The organism is Corallococcus carmarthensis (assembly GCF_003611695.1).
Taxonomy (GTDB): domain Bacteria; phylum Myxococcota; class Myxococcia; order Myxococcales; family Myxococcaceae; genus Corallococcus; species Corallococcus carmarthensis.
On record NZ_RAWE01000003.1, the window covers coordinates 25,463 to 44,607 of the forward strand.

Sequence of the window (19,145 nt, forward strand, 5' to 3'; positions counted from 1 at the left end):
CAATGTGTGACCTGGTCTTGGGATACCGCCTGCGCTATGGACGATCCATGCGCAAAACTCCAAAACAGTTAGCTGAAAAGCCAACGCCGTTGGAGCTCCGCGATCCACGTGGAGACGCGGTCGCCGACGTGCTCGGCGCCTCGCTGATCCGGCACGCGCTCTACAATCCCATCGAGGCGCGCGCGCCGTGGGGGCTTCGCATTCCCCGCCGGAATCGCGCGAGCTTCTACCTTGTCGCGCACGGCGGCGCGCGGCTCGAGGTCGAGGGGGAGCGAGCACACGTCCTATCGCCTGGAGAGGTCGGGTTCGTCCCACACGGCACGGCCCACGCGCTGCGCGACTCGGCTGACAGCGAGCTGCTCCCGGTCTGCGACGGACCCTACTCTCCCAGCTGGGTACCCCGGCGCATCGGGGGGCGCGGCGCAGCCACCACGATTGTCGCGGGCTTCTTCGAACTGAGCGACGGACGCGGGCCGGTGCTCCTTCAGGGCGTGCCGCCGCTCGTCGTCTTGTCGGCGAGCGACCCTGCCTCGGGGCCATGGATCTCCGCCGCGGTTCAATTCATTCTCGCCGAGAGCGCGGCGCCCCGGCCGGCGAGCAACATCGTGCTTCAGCGTCTTGCCGACGTGCTGTTCGTGCTCGCACTCCGCTCGACGGTGGGGGATGGCCCGTGTAAGCGCGGCGCAATCCCCGCCGTTGCCGACCCACGGATCTACGAGACGCTGAGCCTCATGCACGCCCGCGTCGCCGATCCCTGGACCGTCGACGTGCTCGCGCGACGCGTGGGCATGTCGCGCTCAGGGTTCGCGGCGCGCTTCACGGAGCTCGTGGGCGAGTCCCCGCTCCAGTACCTCGCGCGCTGGCGCATCGCGCGGGCCGCGGAGCTGCTTCGCGACACCACCGAGAAGGTGGAGACCATCGCGGGCCGCGTGGGGTACGAGAGCGTTCCTGCGTTCAGCCGCGCGTTCAAACGGTGGCAGGGCACGGGCCCGGCGGCGTTCCGGCGCGGGCCCTTCGCACACACACTCGAGAAGCGCTCCGCGACGCGATGAGCGCGAGGTTGCGCGGAGACAGGCGTGGGGAGGAGCTCGACCTGGAAGCCCAGCTCCTCCAGGAGAATCGCGCGATCGCGAGTGACAGTCGCGGGCGCGCCGGCTACCTCGCGCAGGTGTACAGGTTGCTGCCGACGTTGATGCCACTCATGGCATACCCACCGGCCCCGCACACATGCATGGGATAGGAGTCGGTGGTCGCGGGATTCCCGTCCACGTACTCGGAGACGACAGCCGTCCCCGGCGCCTGGCACGCCAGGTGGTTCTTGCTGGTGTTCATGCCGACCATGACGCTGCCGTAGGGACAGGCATGCATTCCGTTGCGCGAAGTCCCCGTGTCGAGGTAGCGGGCGCCGCTCGTGGATGAAAGCTGGGCGCACTTGAAGACGTTGTTGGTGACGTGCGCGCCAATCATGGCGTAGCCCACAGGACAACAATGCATGGTACTGCCATTGACGGTGCATTGCGTTCCCGCGTCATTGACCACCCATCCCGTGAAGGAGAGCGACGACTTCGACAGCTCGACGTCGAACTCCTCCACGCTTTCGGGCGTGCCACCACAGCCGCCCAGCACGGTGATCGCCGCCAGCACCAGGACCGCCTCGAATGCGCTCTTCATGATTTCATTCTCCGTTCGTCCGCCGTTGAGACCGTCGGCGGCTCTTGATGCGTTTCCCTGGACCGGTGGGCACCTGCCACACACAATTTCAGGCTTATCCGCATTATTACGGAGTTTGATTTTTCAAGCAAGACAATGCTCACAGCGGGAGTTATTTCAATCACCAACAGTATGACACGATGCGACGAGCGCGAGGTTGCGCGGAGACAGGCGTGGATCGAAGAGCTGGAGGAGCTCGACCTGGAAGCCCAGCTCCTCCAGCAGGAGCGCGCGATCGAGCAGGAGCACGACCTCCAACGCCCTCGCGAAGCGGTCTCTCAGCAGATGGCAGAGCAAGAGGTCCCGCGTCTCGACGCGAACGGACACCTCGAAGGCATCCAACTCAGCGTCCGTCATGCCGGCATCCAGGCCCAGGCGCTCCAGGCGGTCGCGCGCATAGACGGCGAAGCGTCCGTCATAGAGCGTCCGGGGCGCGTCCCCTGCCCTCACGAAGCCGCGCTCGGGGAAGCGCTGTCTCGACAGGAGATCGAACGCGAAGCGCCACGCGTACACCTGCTTCATCCGCGCGAACTCCACCTCGGTCTTGTGATGCCGTCCCCGCGTCGTCAGTGCCAGGGCATGCGGGGTGAAGGGCAGCGGATGCGCGCTCCCGAAGCGGGAGACGGGGTAATCCCTCGGGGCCTCCAGCTTGTCGTAGCAGCAGCCGATGTTCAGGACGAAGCCCGCCCCCTGGCTCTTGCGGAGCTGCGTGAGGGCGAGCGGCCCGCAGGTGTGCAGACCGATGGAGGCCCGGTCCCGGCCGTGGAAGAGCGGATCGATTCGCGGTTGGAGCCCGTCCTCGACGGAGGCCTGGATGAAACACAGGGTGTCCCCGCCCGGGGGGTGGGTTTTCGTCAGCCACCGCCGGCCCTTGTCCTGCAACGCGGCGTCCCGGTCGATGCTGTGGAAGGTCCACCCGAACGTCCGCGCACAGAGGCGGGCGAGATGTCCCATGCCGCCGCCGATATCGACCGCATGGTGGATGAAGCGCGTTCTGGGCGCGAGCAGGGCGAGCACCCGCTCGAGTTCGTGGGTCTTCTTGGCGCTGAGTCCCTGCGTCTCGGCGACCGTCAGTGCGTGAAGGCCCTCATGCCAGGGCAGCGCCGTCAGTTCCTGGAGCGCGCCCAGGAGCGCATGCAGGGACGGAGGCGGGACGCCCACGAGCGCCCCCTGGTCCAGCCGCCGCTCGCCCGCTTCATCGAGTGACCGGGCATAGGCCAGCCACTCCTCGGGATAGGCGGCGCCGGACCCGGGCCAGCCCTGGAGGATGGAGCGGGACCAGAGCGGGGACCAGGGCTGGAGTTGGTGCGTGAGCGCCTCGAGTCGCGCCTGGAAATCCATGTCGGCGCATCCTATGCGTCACTCACCCTGCCGTCGGTGGAGAGCGCGCTGATTCTCTGCCGGGCCCGCTGCGGCGGCGCTCGGCGGGACGTGTGCTTCCACCCAGCCCACGATGTCTCCGACGACCTTCGCCGCGTCCGGCTCGTGCGCGAGGTCATGGCGCTGGCCCTCGTAGATGATGAGGCGCTTGTCGGAGCTCGTGGCCTGCTCCACCAGGGCGCGGCTGCCATCGATGGAGGTGATGACGTCCTCGCCCCCGTGCACCACCAGCAGTGGGAGCTTCAGGTCCTGGAACTTCCCATCCAGCGCTTCGATGGCGGCGATGAGCGCCTTGGCGGAGCGCGCGGGCAGCTTCTCGTGGGTGATGAGCGGATCCGCGAGGAACTTCTCCTTCTCCGGGCCGTCGTGCAGGAACATCTGGCTGTCCAGGTCCTGCGCGGGAAGCCCGGGGAGGATCGTGCCGAAGATCTTCGCCAGCCGCGTGTCGAAGCCAGTCACCCCCGGCGGCAGCACGATGCCCGCGCCGCTCAGGATGAGCCCGGACACGCCGGAGGCGTGCTGGAGCACGTAGTGCGTGGCGATGAGCCCGCCCATGCTGTGGCCGAACACCATCACCGGCACGCCCGGGTGTCGCGCGCGGGCCTCCTGGACGACGCCGTCCACGTCATCCACCAACTGCTGCATTGACTCCATGCGCTGACGGTCCCCGCCGGAATGGCCATGGCCCCGGTGGTCCTGCGCGACGACGGCGAAGCCCTGGGCCTGGAGCGCTTCCGCGAGCCGGCCGTAGCGGTCGGAGTAGTCACGCAGGCCGTGGATGAGGACCACCACGCCACGCGCGGGCGGTTGGGTGGGCTCCCACCGGACGCTGCTCAGGCACATGCCGTCGGAGGCGGTCCGCTCGAAGCCGGGGGACGTGGCGGGACGCGTGCGGCACGCGGTGGCGGCTGCGCAGCCCTGCAACAGGACGAGCGCGGCCAGGGCGGTGAAGAAGGGGACGGCGGGAAAGGGCTTGTTCATGGGGCCCCATTCACCATGCGGTGCCCAGGCCCACATCGGCCAGATGGCGGATCACACGATGCCCGCGCGCGCGGCCACCAGTGAGGCGCCCGCGCGGGTGCTCACGCCCAGCTTTTCGTAGATGTGGATGGTGTGGTGCTGCACCGTGCGGTCCGACACCCCCAGCTTCCCGGCGATCTCCTTGTTCGTCGCTCCACCTGCCAGCAGGCGCAGCACATCCACCTCACGGGGCGTCAGCGCGGACGTGGGGCCGGGCTCGGGGACTCGCCGGACGTCCTTCGTCCCGGCCACCACCGCGACGCAGTCCGCGTCCAGCCTGCCCGCCTTCACCTCGGCCTCCAGGACCTGCTTCGCCAGGGCCGCGGCCCGCGCGGGACGGTGGGGCCGCTCCTCCTGGAGCGCGACCCAGACGTCGGCCACCGCGAGCAGTCGCGCGGCGCGGGACAGGCCCGCGGGCGGAAGGCCCCGGGGATAGCCTCCGCCATCCAGCCGTTCGTGATGCGCGCCCGCGAGCCGCGCCGCGTCCCGCAGCATGGGCGTGGCGGTGAGCAGCTGCTCGGTGGCGTGGGCATGGCTCCGGGAGGTCTCCCGGTCCGAGGGGGACCAGTCGGGTTGCAGCCACAGGCCGGTGGGCAGGGTCACGTGTCCCAGGTCATGCAGGTACGCCGCGAGCTGGAGCGCGGACTGCTCCGCCGCGTCCAGGCCCAGGCGGGGCGCGGCGGAGGCGCACGCTTCCGCCACGCGCCGTGAGTGTCCGCGCGTGAAGGGGCTCTGCAGGTCCGCGAAGTCCCCGAAGGTCGTCGCCAGCGCGGTGGCGTCGATGGTGGGCGGCGCTTCGAGCAGGCATGCTTCCGCCGCCTCGATGCGCGCATCCGACAAGGTCTGGAGCGAGGCAGTCGCGGCCAAGGCCCGCTTCGCCCACGCCGGGTCCAGCGTCGTCCCGGCTTGCAGCGCCAGGGCTTCCTGCGCCACGGCCGCGCCCGAGCCAACGAAGAAGACGACGGCCACATGCGCCGCCTGCGCGACGCGCCCGACCTCGAGCAGGTCCGTGCCGCCCAGCAATCGCGGGCCGCCCTCCCCGTCCCAGCGCTCGTACGCCTCATCGAGCCCCTGGAGCACTCGCGCGTCCAGCCCCAGGCCGGAGGCGAGCAGCCGCGCCGCGCCACATGCCTCCGCGAACCATTCCGAGCGCAGCCGCCGCGAGGACGTCAGCAGACGCGCCAGCCCGGCGGTGCGGCGGGGCAGGCTGGGATTGGCGTCCAGGACCGAGCGTACGACATGCGCGGTACGGCCCGCGTCCCCGCGCAGCAGGTTGCGGCGCAGGTGCACGTCGTTGCCCAGCCGCGACTCCTCGGCGGCGTAGGCGGTGCAGCCCAGGTGGCGCAGCAGGCCCACGTAGAAGGCGGCCCGGGCGTCGGCCCGTGACAGGCCGCCGTCCAACGCCAGCTCCAGCGAGAACAGACCGGTCAGCAGGCTCTTCTCCCCCTCCAACCCATTGGCGAGGTCGAGCACGGAGGACAACGCGGAAAGCGAAGCCACCGGATCCTGGCGCAGGTTCATCACGGGAAGATCTTGGCACGGAGACGGAGCAAGTGTCCGGAACACAGCGGGTCCTGGCCCGGAGCGCATCGGCCAATTGGCGGAGGCCCGACTGCCCGGGGACGCCAACCCCACTGCCTTCGGCCGACGCACGACCGGCAAGACAGGGGCAATCCATGACACAGTAGCCCCCGTGAGGGGGACACATGGACGGGTCAGCCGGGCTTCCTCGCCCACGACCCGACGCAAAGCCGCCCGCTCCTCCAGCCAGACGGTGATGGGACTTGCGTATGTTCTCCGGCACGCGACACGCCGACAAACATCCCCCCTGGGACCTCCCCATGAATACCGCCTCCCTGCTCCGGCGCTTCTGTCTGGCGCTTCCGCTGTTGTTCTCCTGTTCCACGCCGCCTCCTCCGGCGGCACCGGAAGCGGCGAAGGTGACGACGCGGGATGCCGCGCGGCTCGTGGCGCTTGGCGATGAGCGCACCTTCGGCCCGACCACGCCCCTGCCGTCCGCGTTCGACCAGCAACTGCCCGCGCTCTCCTCTGATGGCACCGGCTTCCTCGCGGTCTGGTCGGACGACGGGGCGCGTGGCGCCGGAAACATTCGCGGCGCGCGCATGGCGGCGGATGGAACGCTCGTCGACCCCGTGGGGTTCGCCATTGGCGAGGCGACGCAGTACTACCGCGTGGGTGCCCCCGGCGTCGTCTGGAACGGAAATGAACATCTCGTGGTCTGGCAGCGCGGCTACTTTTCGGAGTCCGGGAACATCCTCGTCACCGTCGAGTCCGCGCTCGTCAGCCCGTCCGGCGCCATCCGGCGGTCCGCCCTGGCGCCGCGGCTGAACCTCCTGGTGCCGCAGGCCGTGAAGATCACCATGGGCGCCCACGGCTTCCTGGCGGCCTGGTCCGTTGGCACGCGCATCATCGGCCTGCTCTTCGATGAGAGCGGTACCCCCGCGGCCCAGCCCATCGAGCTGATCGCGGGCAAGAGCCTGGGCGAGGGCCTGACGGTCATCTTCGATGGCACGAACTACCTCGTCGTCGGGTCCGGGCAGCTCACCACCGGCGGGAGCCAGGGCATCTGGGCGCGCCGCTTCAACGCGTCGGGGGCGCCCGTGGATGCGGCGCCCTTCAGCCTGAGCGGCGATGTCCTCGCCGCCAGGCCCTCCGCGGCGCGGGTGGGCGACAACGTGCTCGTCGCATGGGAGGACGCGGGCTCGACCGGGGGCGCGGAGTGGGACATCCAGGGCGCCCTCGTGACACCGGGCAGCACCGCGGCCGACCGGTTCCTCATCGCGGACGGGACGGCTGGCAATGGCAAGAAGCAGCCCGCCATCGCCTTCGACGGGACGCACGCGCTCGTGGCCTGGGCGGATGAGGCTTCCAAGCAGGTGCGCGCCGTGCGTGTCCCCGCGGCTGGCAGCGGTGGGCCGGGCGAGCCCATCACCGTGCTCGACCCGCAGGGGGTGGCCACGGAGCCTTGCGTGGCGTTCAGCGGCGGCAGCTTCCTGGTGGCGGGGACCCGGTCCCTCCCCGTCGGTGGCAACGACGTCGTCGCCGCCCGCGTGAGTCCGGAGGGCACCCGCGTCGATGCGGCGCCCGTGACGCTTTCGGTGGGGGCCCCGGCGCAGATGACGCCTCGCGTGGCCTGGTCCCGGGACCGCGCGCTGATGGTCTGGTCAGCCTGGAACGGCGTGGCCTTGGACATCCACGGCGTCCGGCTGGATGCGAACTTCCAACCCCTGGACGGGACGCCGTTCGTCATCTCCGGTGCGGAGGGCAACCAGGATGAACCGGACGTGGTGTCGAACGGAGAGGACTTCCTCGTGGTCTGGCGGGACGACCGGAAGGATGACACCGGAACCCGGCGTGACATCTACGGCGCGCGAGTCACCGCGGAGGGAGCGGTGATGGACGCCCAGGGAATCGCCATCGCCGCGGGCGACCCGCCCGTGGGCCCTCCGACGGCGCGCCAGCATCCCCGGGTCGCCGTCGATGGCTACCGCTACGTCGTGGGCTGGTCGCACGACAACAGTGAGGTGGAACTCGCGCAGGTCAGCCCCCAGGGTTGGGTGAGCGGGAACGTCACTGTCGCGAAGGCGAACAACACCAGCAGCTTCGGGCTTGCCTGCACGCTGAATGGCCTCTGCGCGGTGGTGCTCCCGCTGGACTACCGGGGGTTCTCTCCCCTGGCGTTGTACCGGTTCGACTCCCTCCTGACGAAGTTGAACGAGGCGCCGATGTTCGTCTCGCCTCTCGAGGACCACACCCGGGCCGCGGGCCTCACGTTCGACGGCACCCAATTCGTGGCCGCCTGGATATCCAACAAGAAGTCGAGTCCCGCGGTGCTCGCGGCCCGGTTCACGCCGGTGGGGACCGTGCTGGATGGAACACCGGTCGAGGTCGCGACCGAGGCGAACGCCAGCGAGCCCCAGCTCGCGTCGGACGGCCACGCCGTGCTCATGACGTGGGAGCAGCGCACCTCCGGCAGCTGGGACGTCATGGGACGGCAGTTCGACAAGGCGCTCGTGGGACCGCCAGCGGAGGCGCTCGCGAAGCGGCCCACGGACGAACGCGCCCCGTCGCTCGCGGTCTCCGCGGCCGGCGCGGTCATCGCCGTCTGGGAACTGGATGACCCGGGGCAAGGCGCCATAAGGGTGCACGCGAGCACGGGACGCCTCCTCTCCGTCCTGGGCACGGCCTGTGGCGCCGCGACCGACTGCGGCAGTGGCTTCTGCGTGGACGGCGTGTGCTGCGACTCCGCCTGCGGCGGTGGCACGTCCGACTGCATCGCATGCAGCATGGCGGCGGGCGCGGCGGCGGACGGGACCTGCGGTCCCCGGGCGGCCAATGCCACCTGCGACGACGGAGCGGCGTGCACGCAGAACGACCTCTGCCAGGGCGCGAGCTGCGTCGGAGCCCCCAAGACGGCGCCCTCGCCCGGCCCGTGTCAGGTCATCACCCCGGTGTGTGATCCCGAAACAGGGGACTTCCCCACCACGCAGGCGCCGGACGGAACCGCCTGCGACACGGGTGAGTGCCGCGCGGGAGCCTGCGTGCCAAAGAACGACCCTCCGGACGACGCCGAGCCGGAGGAGTCCGGCTGCGGCTGCACCACCGGCCCTGGCGCGGCGGGCACGTCGTTCATGCTCCTGCTGACGCTGACGGGAATCCTCTGGCGCCGGGCGGGACACGGCCGGTAGCGCCACGAATAAAAGACAACCGCGGTCCGCTCCCCCATGTGACCAGGAATGGGGGCCCTTGCGTATCTCGTACATCCCGTCCTCGCCCCGCGCCTGGGGCACGGGAGCACCGAAAGACGCACTGGGGGAAATGATGAAACGACCTGGCTTGATCGCAGTCTTCCTGATGGGATTCCTGCCCGCCGCGACAGTAAGCGCCTATGTGCTCAACTCGGGGAACCGGTGGAGCGACAATCCCTATGTCATTGATGTCATCACCGGCCCGTTCCAGAGCCACTTCGGACTGGACGCCACGCGCACCATGCACATGGCGCGCTCGGGCCTCCAGGCCTGGCTGAACGTGGGCGTGGGCTTCTCCACCAACCTCGCGTTCTACAACACGACGTCCAGCGCGTCTGACATCGAGATCGAAGCGAAGACGTGCTGCGATGGCGACTGCACCTCGGGGTGCCTCGGACGCGCGACCAACGTCCCCTTCTCCGACAACTGCGCCCTCGACATCTACAAGAACACCAACAGTCCCCAGAGCTACTCGGACGACCGTACCGGCACCTGGGACATCCAATCCATCCTCTCTCATGAGTTCGGGCACTGCCTCGGACTGGGCCACCCCTCCAACCCGGAGGAGGCCATCATGAAGCAGGGGCAGTACGCCTTCGCCGCCTATCCGAAGCGCTTCCCACGCGTGGACGACAAGACGGGCGGGCAGCACGCGCAGTTCATCGCGGACTACCCCATCCGGGTGCGGGAGCGCACCGGCGGCGCCTGGACCCAGGTGGCGAAGACCTCTGGCAGCGTCGGCGTGGCGACCCGCGCGGATGGCTGGTCCCTGGTGGCCTATGAGACGGATCCCACCCGGGACACCACCAGCAACGTGGCCCACCTGGCCATCTCCGCCACCGGTGGCGTCAGCCCCGAGTGCATCAACTGGGACGAGTGGACGTACGACGGCGTGGCCGTCTCCGAGGACACCTCCGGCGGCTTCGCGAAGGCGTTCCTCGCGGCCAACGACGGAGGGCAGATCCTCGTCTACCGGAATATCTACCCCGCCCTCCTGGGCTGCATCACGGGGACGCGCACCCTGACGACGATGTCGTCCCGGCGCCGTCCCAGCCTCGCGTACGACGCGGGCACCGCCCGGCTCGTGATGGCCTTCATCGACCGGGACAGGGGCCTGCTGCGACTCTCCACCTCCGACAGCTCCGGGGCGTGGACGACGCCCACGCAGCTGAACACGGAGTGGACCGACGCGCCCGTCGGCATCGACTGCGGCTACTGGGCACCGGCCGGTGCGAACCGCTGCTTCATGGCCTTCCCCTCCGCGGATGGCACCCACCTCCTGCGCATCGCGGAGGGTTACATCAATGCCTCCGGCAACTACGTGCACGTGGGGACCTCCGTGGCCGGGGGCTGGACCCTCAACGTCGCGCCGGACCTCCAGATCATCAACGGGAACCGGCTGGAGATCATCCACGGGTCCACGGACAACACGCGCAACGCGTATATGTATGTCCGTGATTGCAGCAGCGGGTGCACGGACTCCACGTATCCCCTGGATCAGCGGACCTACGTCGGCGGTGGCATCTCGAGCACGAAGCTGGTGACGGCAGCCCCATGAGCGGCGCTCGCGCAGGCCTGTCACGACACCTCACTGTGAATGACTTTCGGAGCAAGCCAATCATGATGCCTTTCATGAAGCAGGGAATGACGCTCGTCCTTGGAGCGGTCCTGGGTGTGGGCGCCACCGGAGTGGCGACAGGGTTCCTCCCCGAGCAGGCCCGGTCGGGGCCCGTGGCGACACAGGGGCAGATCCACGATGATTATGGCGAGTATGACTTGGGCCCCGAGGGGTACGTGGCCCAGTCGGACGTCATCGTCACGGGCCGCATCACCCGGGTCCTCGGCGCACGAACGGAGACGCGGGGGAGCAAGAACCCGCGGTACTCCCACCAGCTGGAGCTCGAGGTGGACGAGGAGCTCTACCGGAACACGGAGCGCGTGCCCGGCGAGCGGAGCGCGCGTCTGGTCATCTCCGTGCCCGCGGCGGGAACGGACCTCTCCACGGGGCGCCCACATCGCGGCCCCGGGCGGAGGCACGCACCTGTTCTTCCTGAGGCGCTCACCGCTCGTTCCGGGAGCCTTCGTCCTCCTGCACGGGGAGAACGGGCGCATCGACCTGACGGGCCCCTCGGTACGGCACGAGGTGCTGCGCGGCGGCACGCCCTCCGCCGTCCTCGACGAGGTGCGGCGCTACGCCGCGACGGCGCGGGCCTCGCTTCCCTCGACGGTGCGCGAGTCGCTGGGTGCGCTGCCCGAGGGCGTGAAGCCGGGCCGGTTTTACGGGCGGAGCGACACGCCGGCCACGCTGCGGCAGACGCTGAAGACCCAGGCAGAAGGGGTGCCGGTGTTCGACGCGCTGCCGGAGGGCGCGGTGGCCTCGCGGCTCCACGTCCTCAACGTCGGGGACAAGTGCTTCGTGCGCATGCAGTGGGAGCCCGGTGCGGCCTCCGGACCGGTGGCGATCCATGTGAAGGACGCGACCCTCGCACCGACGTGTGAGGCATTGCTCGATAAGACCTTCTGACCCACACCACGGCCCGCTTCGAGCAGTCGGGGCGGGCCGTGGCGGAGGATGACGGTCTATTGGGTCCACGGACGTGTCAGGACCTGGCATTGACGTGTCACGGGCCCGCGTGGACGAAACCGTGCCCCACGGGCATCCAGGGAGGCCCAGGAGGCATGTCCCCTGCAATGCCTGCTTCGAACCTTCCGCTCGTGGAGCGTGTCCCGTGGCCCCCCTGCTCTCGAAGTCCCGCACGAAGTCTTCGCACCGCATCCGCGCGGTCCTGTCCCTGGGCGCGATGGGCGCCGCGCTGATGGGCGGCTGTGGTCCTCAGGACCTGCCCAACGCCGGCGTGGGGGAGGTGTCGCAAGAGATTGTGGGTGGCACCCCCGCGGCCATCACGGACTTTCCCTGGCAGGCCTCCCTGCGGACAGCGAACGGCTCGCACTTCTGTGGCGGTGCCATCCTGGGCCCCTGGTACATCCTCACCGCGCAGCACTGCGTCGTCGGCAGGAACCCGGCAAGCGTGAGCATCGGGGTCGGCAGCGCGACGCGCAGCACGATGGCGTCCACGGGGCAGGTGGTGCAGGTAGCCGACTTCCTGTTGTACCCGGGGTACAACTCCAGCACGGTCGACAAGGATGTTGCGCTCGTGCGGCTCGCCTCTCCGTTGACCTTGAACACCACCACGGTGAAGGGCATCACCATGGCCACGGCGGCGGACGTGACGGCCGGCCGGACCAACCTGGGCGTTATCGCCACCGCGACGGGCTGGGGTATCACGGCCCAGGGGGGCACCCCTCCGGATGACCTGAGGACGGTGGACCTGCCCATCAGCGCGTACACGAATCCCCCCGTTCCGTTGACCGCGTTCATGCTCGCCGCGGGCGGCGTTGCGGGGCAGAGCGCTTGTGACGGGGACAGCGGGGGTCCGCTGGTTGTCAACGGTGCGTCGGGGAAGATCCTGGCGGGACTCGCGAGCTGGGTCGTGAACTGCGTCCAGGCCAGCCACCCGACCGTTTTCGCCCGCGTCTCGGCCATCGAACCGTGGGTGACGAACATCCGCGCCCGTCCCGTCACCCCGCGCCTGTCCGAAGTCCTGTCAGTCCCCGCGGGGACCGGGTGGGCCCATTACACCTTCACCGTCGCGGCGGGCACCCCTTCGCTCAACGCGCAGTTGGTGGGGGGGACGGGCGAAGCAGACCTCTACGTCCACAGCGCCATGCCCACGACGAGCACGTACACCTGCCGCTCGAACCAGAGCGGCAACGCGGAGTACTGCACCATTTCCAGCCCCGCCGCTGGCACCTGGTACGCCTCCGTGCGCAGCGTCTCGGGCGTCTCCAACACGGCGCTGCGCGTGACGACCTACTGAGCCTTGGCAACGGAGGCCAGCACGCGCCGCCTGCGCGATGCCCCACCCGCAACGCCGCACCGTGGCATCGGGGCCGTGGCACTGGGAGTACCGGCCCCGGAACGGCGAGGACGGCCTGGTGCGACCGTTGGACGTGCAACCGCCTGCACCCCGGGTCGGTCAGGATGCGAGCTGAACGCCCGGCCGGGCAAGCCGCCTGGAAAAGTTCAATGATTCCAGGCCCCTGGCGATTCGACGCTCCTGGCCCGCGCGTGTAATCCTGGAAAACGAGTCTCAAGCAACTCGCGCGCTTCGCGTCCGATAATCAGTTCAAGTTCCGCCCCTTCCAAACCTACGAGGCCCACCATGGGTTTCCCCGACATCAAGCGCACCTTCAACGCCGTCCGCACCAACGTCCAGCAGACCTTCGAGGCCAACAAGCAGCTCGTGAAGGGCGGGATCGCGGTCGCGACGCAGGCGTCGAAGGCGATCAACTTCAGCAAGGACGCCTTCCAGCAGATCAAGAACATCAAGGACGGCGCCCAGGGCATCCTCGGGAAGACGAACCTGGACTTCGTCCGCAACCCGACCTTCTCCCAGGGCTTCAAGGGGCTGACCAAGTTCGGCGCGCAGATGGGCGCCGCCATGCGCTACGCGGGCATCCCCGGCGCGGTGGCCGCGGGCGCCACGGCCTTCAAGGACGTCCGCCAGGCCATCCGCTCCGGCAGCAAGGACGACATCATCACCGCCACGCGCTCCTCCCTGGACGCGGCCAAGTCCACCATCTCCGCCGCGACGGGCGGCATCGTCGGCAGCAAGGTGATGGGCGGCGTGCTGGGCGGCAGCATCTTCAAGGGCAAGCTGGACGCCGGCAAGGCGGCCTTCGACACCTTCAAGAAGGCGCTCCCCAACGCCAGCGACGACGTGCTCAAGGCCGTCAAGGGCGCCGCCACCAAGGGCATCATGGAGGGGGCGTCGCTGAAGAACGTGGGCCGCGCCGTCACCACCGCCGCGGGCGACGCCGCGAAGGCGGGCAGCACGCTGGCCAAGGGCATCCTGGGCAGCGGGACGCGCTCCGCCGCCAAGGCCGCGCTGTCCACGGTGGGCCGCGAGGCCGGTGAGGCCGCCCTCAAGCAGGGCGCGAAGGCCGCCGCGGGCACCGCCGCCAAGGCGCTGGGCCGGTTCGCCCCGGGCGTCAACGTGGCCATCGCCGCCGTGGACGTGGCCAACGCGGGCGCGACGCTGATGGACAAGAACGCGGGCGTCGGCAAGAAGGTGACGTCGGTCATCACCGCGGTGGGCTCCATCGCCGCGGCCACCAACATCCCCATCGTCAGCCAGGTGGGCGCCGCGGTCTCCACGGTGTCCAGCATCGTGGGCGCCTTCTTCAAGTAAGCGTTCAAACCCTCGCGGTTTGTCAGAGCGGCTCGGCTGGACTAGATCTCAGTCCATGCCGAGCCGTCGCTTTGTTCCCCATTGGCGCGGACGCGGACACGTCGTCTATCTCCCGGGAGCATTCGTGACCCCCCCTCAAGGGACTGCAGGATCCGGCCGCGGTGTCGAGCGACTGCTGAAGATGAGCCCGGTGGTGAGCAGCGTCTCCGCCGAAGCTCTCAAGCTTCCCAGCGTGCAGGCCCCCTCCCTGGAGGGCATCGCCGTGAGCGTCCCCACCCCGGACGACCTCACGGAAGAGGACCTGCTGCGCGCCTTCCACGAGAAGCGCCGCGCCCTGGCCACCACGCGCGAGCGTCAGAAGGGCGAAGCGCTGGAGCCGGGCGACGACGTCCAGCTCAACATCGTGGGCTATTGCGACGGCAAGCTCATCCCCTTCTCCGCGCGCTTCGGCATGACGACGGAGCTGGCGCCCATCGAGGCGCTGCCCGGGTTCTGCGAGGCCCTGGCGGAGGGCGGCAAGGTGGGCGAGTCCATGCAGATCGCCCTGGAGCTTCCGGCGGACTACCCGGTCGAAGGCCTCCAGGGGAAGCCCGCCCGCTTCCTGGTGGACATCGTCGGCGCCCACCAGGTGACGATGCTTCCGGACAGCTCCCCGGAGTTCCTCCAGAAGCTGGGGATGGGCAGCACGCTGGAAGAGGTGTTCGCCAACATCCGCGAAGAATTGGAGGACGAGGTCGCGGGGCAGCTCTGGGCTCGGGCCCAGGACATGGTCCTGGACGAGGTGGCCCGGCGCGCGCCGGTGGAGCTTCCCCGGGTGCTGGTGGAGGAGGAGCTCCGCCGCCGCTGGGTCCAGGCCGAGGGCCAGGCCATGGTCGCCTACCACTTCGACGTGGACGAGCAGCAGGAAGCGCTCCAGGGGTGGCTCACGGACCCCACCACGCGCGCGGACACCGAGCGCCGGTTGCACATCGGCATCGCGCTGAAGGCCGTCACCGAGGCGGAGAAGCTGCAGCTCACGCCGGAGAAGCTGGAGCAGCTGATCCGCGACTACGTGGAGCCCTTCGGGTTGAGCGCGGAGGACGCCCACGCCGCCCTGCGTGAGTCGCCCGAGACGACACGCCGCCTGGCCGAGCTGGGCTGGTACCTGCTCGCCGTGGAGCACGTCATGAACAAGGCGAAGGTCACCTTCGAGGGCGCGGAGCAGGGCTGAGGCGGCCTTGGCTTCGTGTGTCAGCTCTCGCTGAACCACAGGCCCAGGCCGCCCAGCAGGCCCAGGCCCAGGAACATCACGGCCAGTCCCCACGTCTGGCGGCGCGACCACCGAAGCCCTTCGCCGTACCGGTGGCCACACCACAGGATGAGGACGGCGAACCCCAGGCAGATGGACGCGGGCCCGGCGGCGACCAGCATCCGGCGGGCCGTGCCGCTCACGTCCGCGACCGCCAGCACCGCCAGCGGCCAGAAGCCCACGACGAGCACGCCCAGCACCAGCCAGAAGGCCCCCCGCCCTTCCCAGGTGTTCAGCTCCAGGTAGTCCACGACGCGCCGCCACCAGGTGCGGGGCGGTTCCGGGGGCGGCGGCTCGGGGCTGCGCTGGGAGTTGTCGGGGAACACGGGCGTCTTTTCTAGCACGGGGGCCATGGCCGGGAGACGTCCCGTGTCAGTACAGCTCCGCGCTGGCGAGGTAGGGCGCGGCGGTGCTGTTCTCGCCGCCCACCACGAGCAGTCTGCCATTGGCCAGCAGCGTGGCCGTGTGACCCCGGCGGGCCTGGATGAGCGAGCCGGTGCCGGACCACACCTTGAGGGCCGAGTCATACGCCTCGGCGGTGCCGAGGATGCCGGCGGTGCCCGCTCCGCCCACCACGAGCACCTTGAAATCGGGCATCCGCGTCTCCGTGAAATGGGATCGGGCTTGCGCGAGCCCGGCCGCGGGGCGCCCGAGGGTCTGCGCGTTGCCCGGCGTGAAGGCCTCGGCCGTGGCGAGGGCGCCGCTGGCCCCCGCCCCGCCCATCACGAGCACCCCGCCGGTGTTCAGGAGCGTCGTGCCGTGCGCGTAGCGAGCCTGGGTGACGGAGCCCACGGCGGTCCAGGTGCCCGTGACCGGGTTGTACCGCTCGGCCGTGGCAACGGCAGCGGAGCCATATCCGCCCACCACCAGTATCTGCCACTCGGGAGCCGCGGGCACCGCGGTCGCCGTGTGGGTGTGGCGACCCGCGGTGAGTGAGCCCGTCGTGCTCCAGGTGCCCGTCTCCGCGTCATAGATCTGGGCCGTGGCGAGGGCGCCGCTGGGGCCAGAGCCTCCCGCCACGAGCACCTTGGCCGTATTGAGAAGCGGGGTCGCGGTGTGGAGATAGCGGGCCGTCGTCAGCGAGCCGGCGGCGGTCCAGACGCCCGTGGCCGGGTCATACACCTCCGCCGTGGCGAGCCGGGCACTGCCAAATCCACCCACCACGAGCACCCCGCCCGTCGCCAGCAGCGTCGCGGTGTGGGAGTAGCGGGCCTGGGCGAGCGCGCCCGTGGCGGACCACGTCCCGGTGACCGGATCATAGAGCTCCGCGCTCGCGAGCGCGCCGCTGGGACCCTGACCGCCCACCACGAGCACCTTGCCGTTGTCCAACCGCGTCGCCGTATGGAGGCGGCGGGCCTGCGCGAGCGCGCCGGTGGCGGTCCACGCGCCGACGGCCGGGTCGTACTCCTGGAAGCTGCTCAGGGGGCCGCTGGGTCCCGAGCCGCCCGCAATGAGCACCTTGCCGTCGGGCAGCAGGGTCGCCGTGTGCCAGGTGCGGCGCTGCGCGAGCGGGGCGAAGGAGCGCCAGGTGCCGGCCGCGGGGGTCAGGACCTCGGTGCTGGAGAGGATGTCGCTGGGGCCCTTGCCGCCCGCCACGAGCACCGTGCCATCCGGCAGCAGCGTCGCGGTGTGCTGGGAGCGGGCCACCGCCAGCGAGCCCGTCGCCGTCCAGACGCCGGTGGCCGGCGCGTAGAGCTGGGCGGTGGCAAGCGGGGCGCTGGCGCCAGCTCCACCCGCCACCAGCACCTTGCCGTCGGGCAGCAGCGTCGCCGTGTGGCTGGAGCGGGCCGCGGCCAATGCGCCCGTCGCCGTCCAGGCGCCAGTGGCCGGATCATAGAGCTGCGCGGTGGCCAGCGGGGCGGTGGCGCTCCTGCCGCCAACGACCAGCACCTTGCCGTTGGGCAGCAGCGTCGCCGTGTGGCTGGAGCGGGCCGCGGCCAGTGTGCCCGTCACCGTCCAGGTGCCGGTGGCCGGATCAAACACCTCCGAGGTCGCGAGGGGCGCGCTGGGGCCCTGCCCTCCCGCGACGAGGACCCGGCCGTCGGGCAGCAACGTCGCCGTGTGGACGCTGCGCGCCTGCGCGAGCGAACCCGTGGGACTCCAGGCGCCGGTCGCGGGGTCATACAGCTCGCAGGTCGCGAGCGGGCCGCTGGGGCCCTGGCCACCGGTGACGAGCACCCGGCCATCACTCAACGGTGTCGCCGTGTGGCTGGAGCGGGCCTGGGCGAGCGCGCCGGTGGTGGACGCGGTGTGGGTGAACGGGTCGTGCAGTTCGGCGCTGGCGACGGGGCCGTTGGGGCCCTGCCCTCCCGCCACGAGCACCCGGCCGTCGGCCAGCGGGGTCGCCGTGTGGAGCTGACGGGCCTCGGAGAGCGACGGCGGCGCGGTCCAGAAGCCGGTGGCCGGGTCGTACACCTCGGAGGTCGCGAGGCGGTAGCCGCCGGGGGCCAGCCCTCCCGCCACGAGCACCCGGCCATCGAGCAGCCTCGTCGCCGTGTGGAAGCCGCGAGCCTGCGTGAGCCAGCCGGTGAAGGAGGCGCCAGTCGCCGGGTCATACACCTCGGCACTCTTGGGGGCGCTGCTGGTGCTGTCGAATCCGAACGCCTCGTGTCCGCCCACGAGGAGCACCCGGCCATTGGGCAGCGGCGTCGCCGTGTGCTGGGAACGGCCCTGGAGGCCGGTGGCGGCGGTGGCGGCCCAGACGCCGGTGACCGGGTTGTACGCCACGGCGGTGGCGTAGACGGTACCGCTGGGGCCACCCCCGCCCGCCACGAGCACCCGGCCATCGGACAGCAGCGTCAGCGCGGGAGCGTCACGGTAGTGAGGGAGTGCACCGGTCGCGGCCCACGTGCCGGTCGCAGGGGTGTAGAGCAGGGCCGAGGAGTAGTAGCTCGTACTGGAGGTGCTCAAGGACCTCCCGCCCACGAGCAGCACCTTGCCATTGGGCAGCAGCGTCGCCCGGTGTTCGTAGCGGATGTTGGGGAGTGAGCCGGTGGGGGTCCACGTGCCGGTGGCCGGGTCATACAGCTCGGCCGTGGCGAGCGCCGTGGGGATGTTCTCCATGGGGACGCCGGGCGGGTAGCGGCCGTATCCGCCCGCCACCAGCACCTTGCCATTGGGCAGCAGCGTCGCGGTGTGTGAGTAGCGGGCCTGGATGAGCGAGCCGGTGGCGGACCACGTCCCGGTGGCCGGGTCAAACAGCTCCGCGAGGGCGACGTTGCCGCTGCTCCCCGTCCCGCCAACCACGAGCACCCTGCCGTCGTTCAGCAAGGTCGCCGTGAGGTGACGGCGGAGCACCGCGAGCGAGCCGGTGGCGGACCACGTGTTGGTGGCCGGGTCATACACCTCGGCCGTGACGAGCTCACCGCTGGGCCCCGTCCCGCCCACCACGAGCACCCTGCCGTCGGCCAGCAGCGTCGCCGCGTGCTCCGTCCGGACCGACGTCATGGAGGCCGTGAGGGGGAGCGCCATCGCCCCATCTCCTTCGTGTTCCGGCCCGGGCCCGCAGGCAAGAAGCGCGAGCGCGAGCGCCGCTGCCAGGTGGATGGTGCGATGACGAGGCCCGGGGGCTGCGGCGCGCGACGGAGTCGCTGCCAGGGAGAGGTGATGCATGGGGTTCACGCTTTCGGGGGTGTGGAGACTTCGAGTTGAAACAGTCCTTGTTCACCGGCATGGCCAAACACGATGCAGGCCCGCGCCTGGCCCTGAATCCAGCTCAAAATAATA

13 protein-coding genes are annotated in these 19,145 nt (G+C 70.3%); 7 read left to right on the plus strand and 6 right to left on the minus strand.

Features of this window, described 5'->3' with window-relative positions; genetic code table 11:
- Positions 1–2 precede the first annotated feature (2 nt).
- The gene (locus D7X32_RS01470) at positions 3–1,052 is read left to right on the plus strand and encodes an AraC family transcriptional regulator (RefSeq protein ID WP_244238800.1); all 1,050 of its coding nucleotides are present in this window, start codon (positions 3–5) and stop codon (positions 1,050–1,052) included.
- Positions 1,053–1,155: 103 nt separating this feature from the next.
- Here D7X32_RS01470 and D7X32_RS01475 read toward each other — a convergent pair whose 3' ends face one another.
- The 4 genes from D7X32_RS01475 to D7X32_RS01490 all read right to left on the minus strand — a co-directional run bounded on the left by D7X32_RS01475 (position 1,156) and on the right by D7X32_RS01490 (position 5,631).
- Positions 1,156–1,671, minus strand: coding sequence for a hypothetical protein (locus D7X32_RS01475; RefSeq protein ID WP_120600687.1), 516 nt, complete (start codon positions 1,669–1,671; stop codon positions 1,156–1,158).
- Positions 1,672–1,827: 156 nt separating this feature from the next.
- The gene (locus D7X32_RS01480; protein WP_120600688.1) at positions 1,828–3,051 is read right to left on the minus strand and encodes a methyltransferase; all 1,224 of its coding nucleotides are present in this window, start codon (positions 3,049–3,051) and stop codon (positions 1,828–1,830) included.
- Positions 3,052–3,069: 18 nt separating this feature from the next.
- Positions 3,070–4,071, minus strand: a complete 1,002-nt coding sequence (locus tag D7X32_RS01485; protein WP_120600689.1) for an alpha/beta hydrolase — start codon at positions 4,069–4,071, stop codon at positions 3,070–3,072.
- Between the two features lie 51 nt (positions 4,072–4,122).
- On the minus strand, positions 4,123–5,631 hold the full coding sequence (locus D7X32_RS01490) for an HD domain-containing phosphohydrolase (RefSeq protein ID WP_120600690.1): 1,509 nt from the start codon (positions 5,629–5,631) through the stop codon (positions 4,123–4,125).
- Positions 5,632–5,951: 320 nt separating this feature from the next.
- Here D7X32_RS01490 and D7X32_RS01495 point away from each other — a divergent pair, with 320 nt between their 5' ends.
- From D7X32_RS01495 to D7X32_RS01520, 6 genes are all read left to right on the plus strand, one after another.
- Positions 5,952–8,819 (plus strand): variable surface family protein, encoded by a 2,868-nt coding sequence (locus D7X32_RS01495; RefSeq protein WP_147449968.1) that lies wholly within the window; start codon positions 5,952–5,954, stop codon positions 8,817–8,819.
- 148 nt (positions 8,820–8,967) lie between these two features.
- Positions 8,968–10,437: a matrixin family metalloprotease gene (locus D7X32_RS01500; RefSeq protein WP_158625573.1), complete on the plus strand. Its 1,470-nt coding sequence runs from the start codon at positions 8,968–8,970 to the stop codon at positions 10,435–10,437.
- A gap of 585 nt (positions 10,438–11,022) precedes the next feature.
- Positions 11,023–11,403: a hypothetical protein gene (locus D7X32_RS01505; RefSeq protein WP_120600693.1), complete on the plus strand. Its 381-nt coding sequence runs from the start codon at positions 11,023–11,025 to the stop codon at positions 11,401–11,403.
- 205 nt (positions 11,404–11,608) lie between these two features.
- Positions 11,609–12,757, plus strand: a complete 1,149-nt coding sequence (locus D7X32_RS01510; RefSeq protein WP_120600694.1) for a trypsin-like serine protease — start codon at positions 11,609–11,611, stop codon at positions 12,755–12,757.
- A gap of 345 nt (positions 12,758–13,102) precedes the next feature.
- Positions 13,103–14,131 carry a hypothetical protein gene (locus D7X32_RS01515; RefSeq protein WP_120600695.1) on the plus strand — a complete coding sequence of 343 codons (1,029 nt, stop codon included), beginning with the start codon at positions 13,103–13,105 and terminating at the stop codon, positions 14,129–14,131.
- Positions 14,132–14,312: 181 nt separating this feature from the next.
- Positions 14,313–15,341: a trigger factor gene (locus D7X32_RS01520; protein ID WP_120600696.1), complete on the plus strand. Its 1,029-nt coding sequence runs from the start codon at positions 14,313–14,315 to the stop codon at positions 15,339–15,341.
- A 20-nt stretch (positions 15,342–15,361) separates the two neighbouring features.
- On the opposite strand, the gene D7X32_RS01525 is transcribed toward D7X32_RS01520, so the two are convergent.
- Together D7X32_RS01525 and D7X32_RS01530 are read right to left on the minus strand one after the other, a co-directional pair.
- Positions 15,362–15,772, minus strand: coding sequence for a hypothetical protein (locus D7X32_RS01525; RefSeq protein WP_120600697.1), 411 nt, complete (start codon positions 15,770–15,772; stop codon positions 15,362–15,364).
- A gap of 19 nt (positions 15,773–15,791) precedes the next feature.
- Positions 15,792–18,890 carry a Kelch repeat-containing protein gene (locus tag D7X32_RS01530; RefSeq protein WP_158625574.1) on the minus strand — a complete coding sequence of 1,033 codons (3,099 nt, stop codon included), beginning with the start codon at positions 18,888–18,890 and terminating at the stop codon, positions 15,792–15,794.
- Positions 18,891–19,145 lie beyond the last annotated feature (255 nt).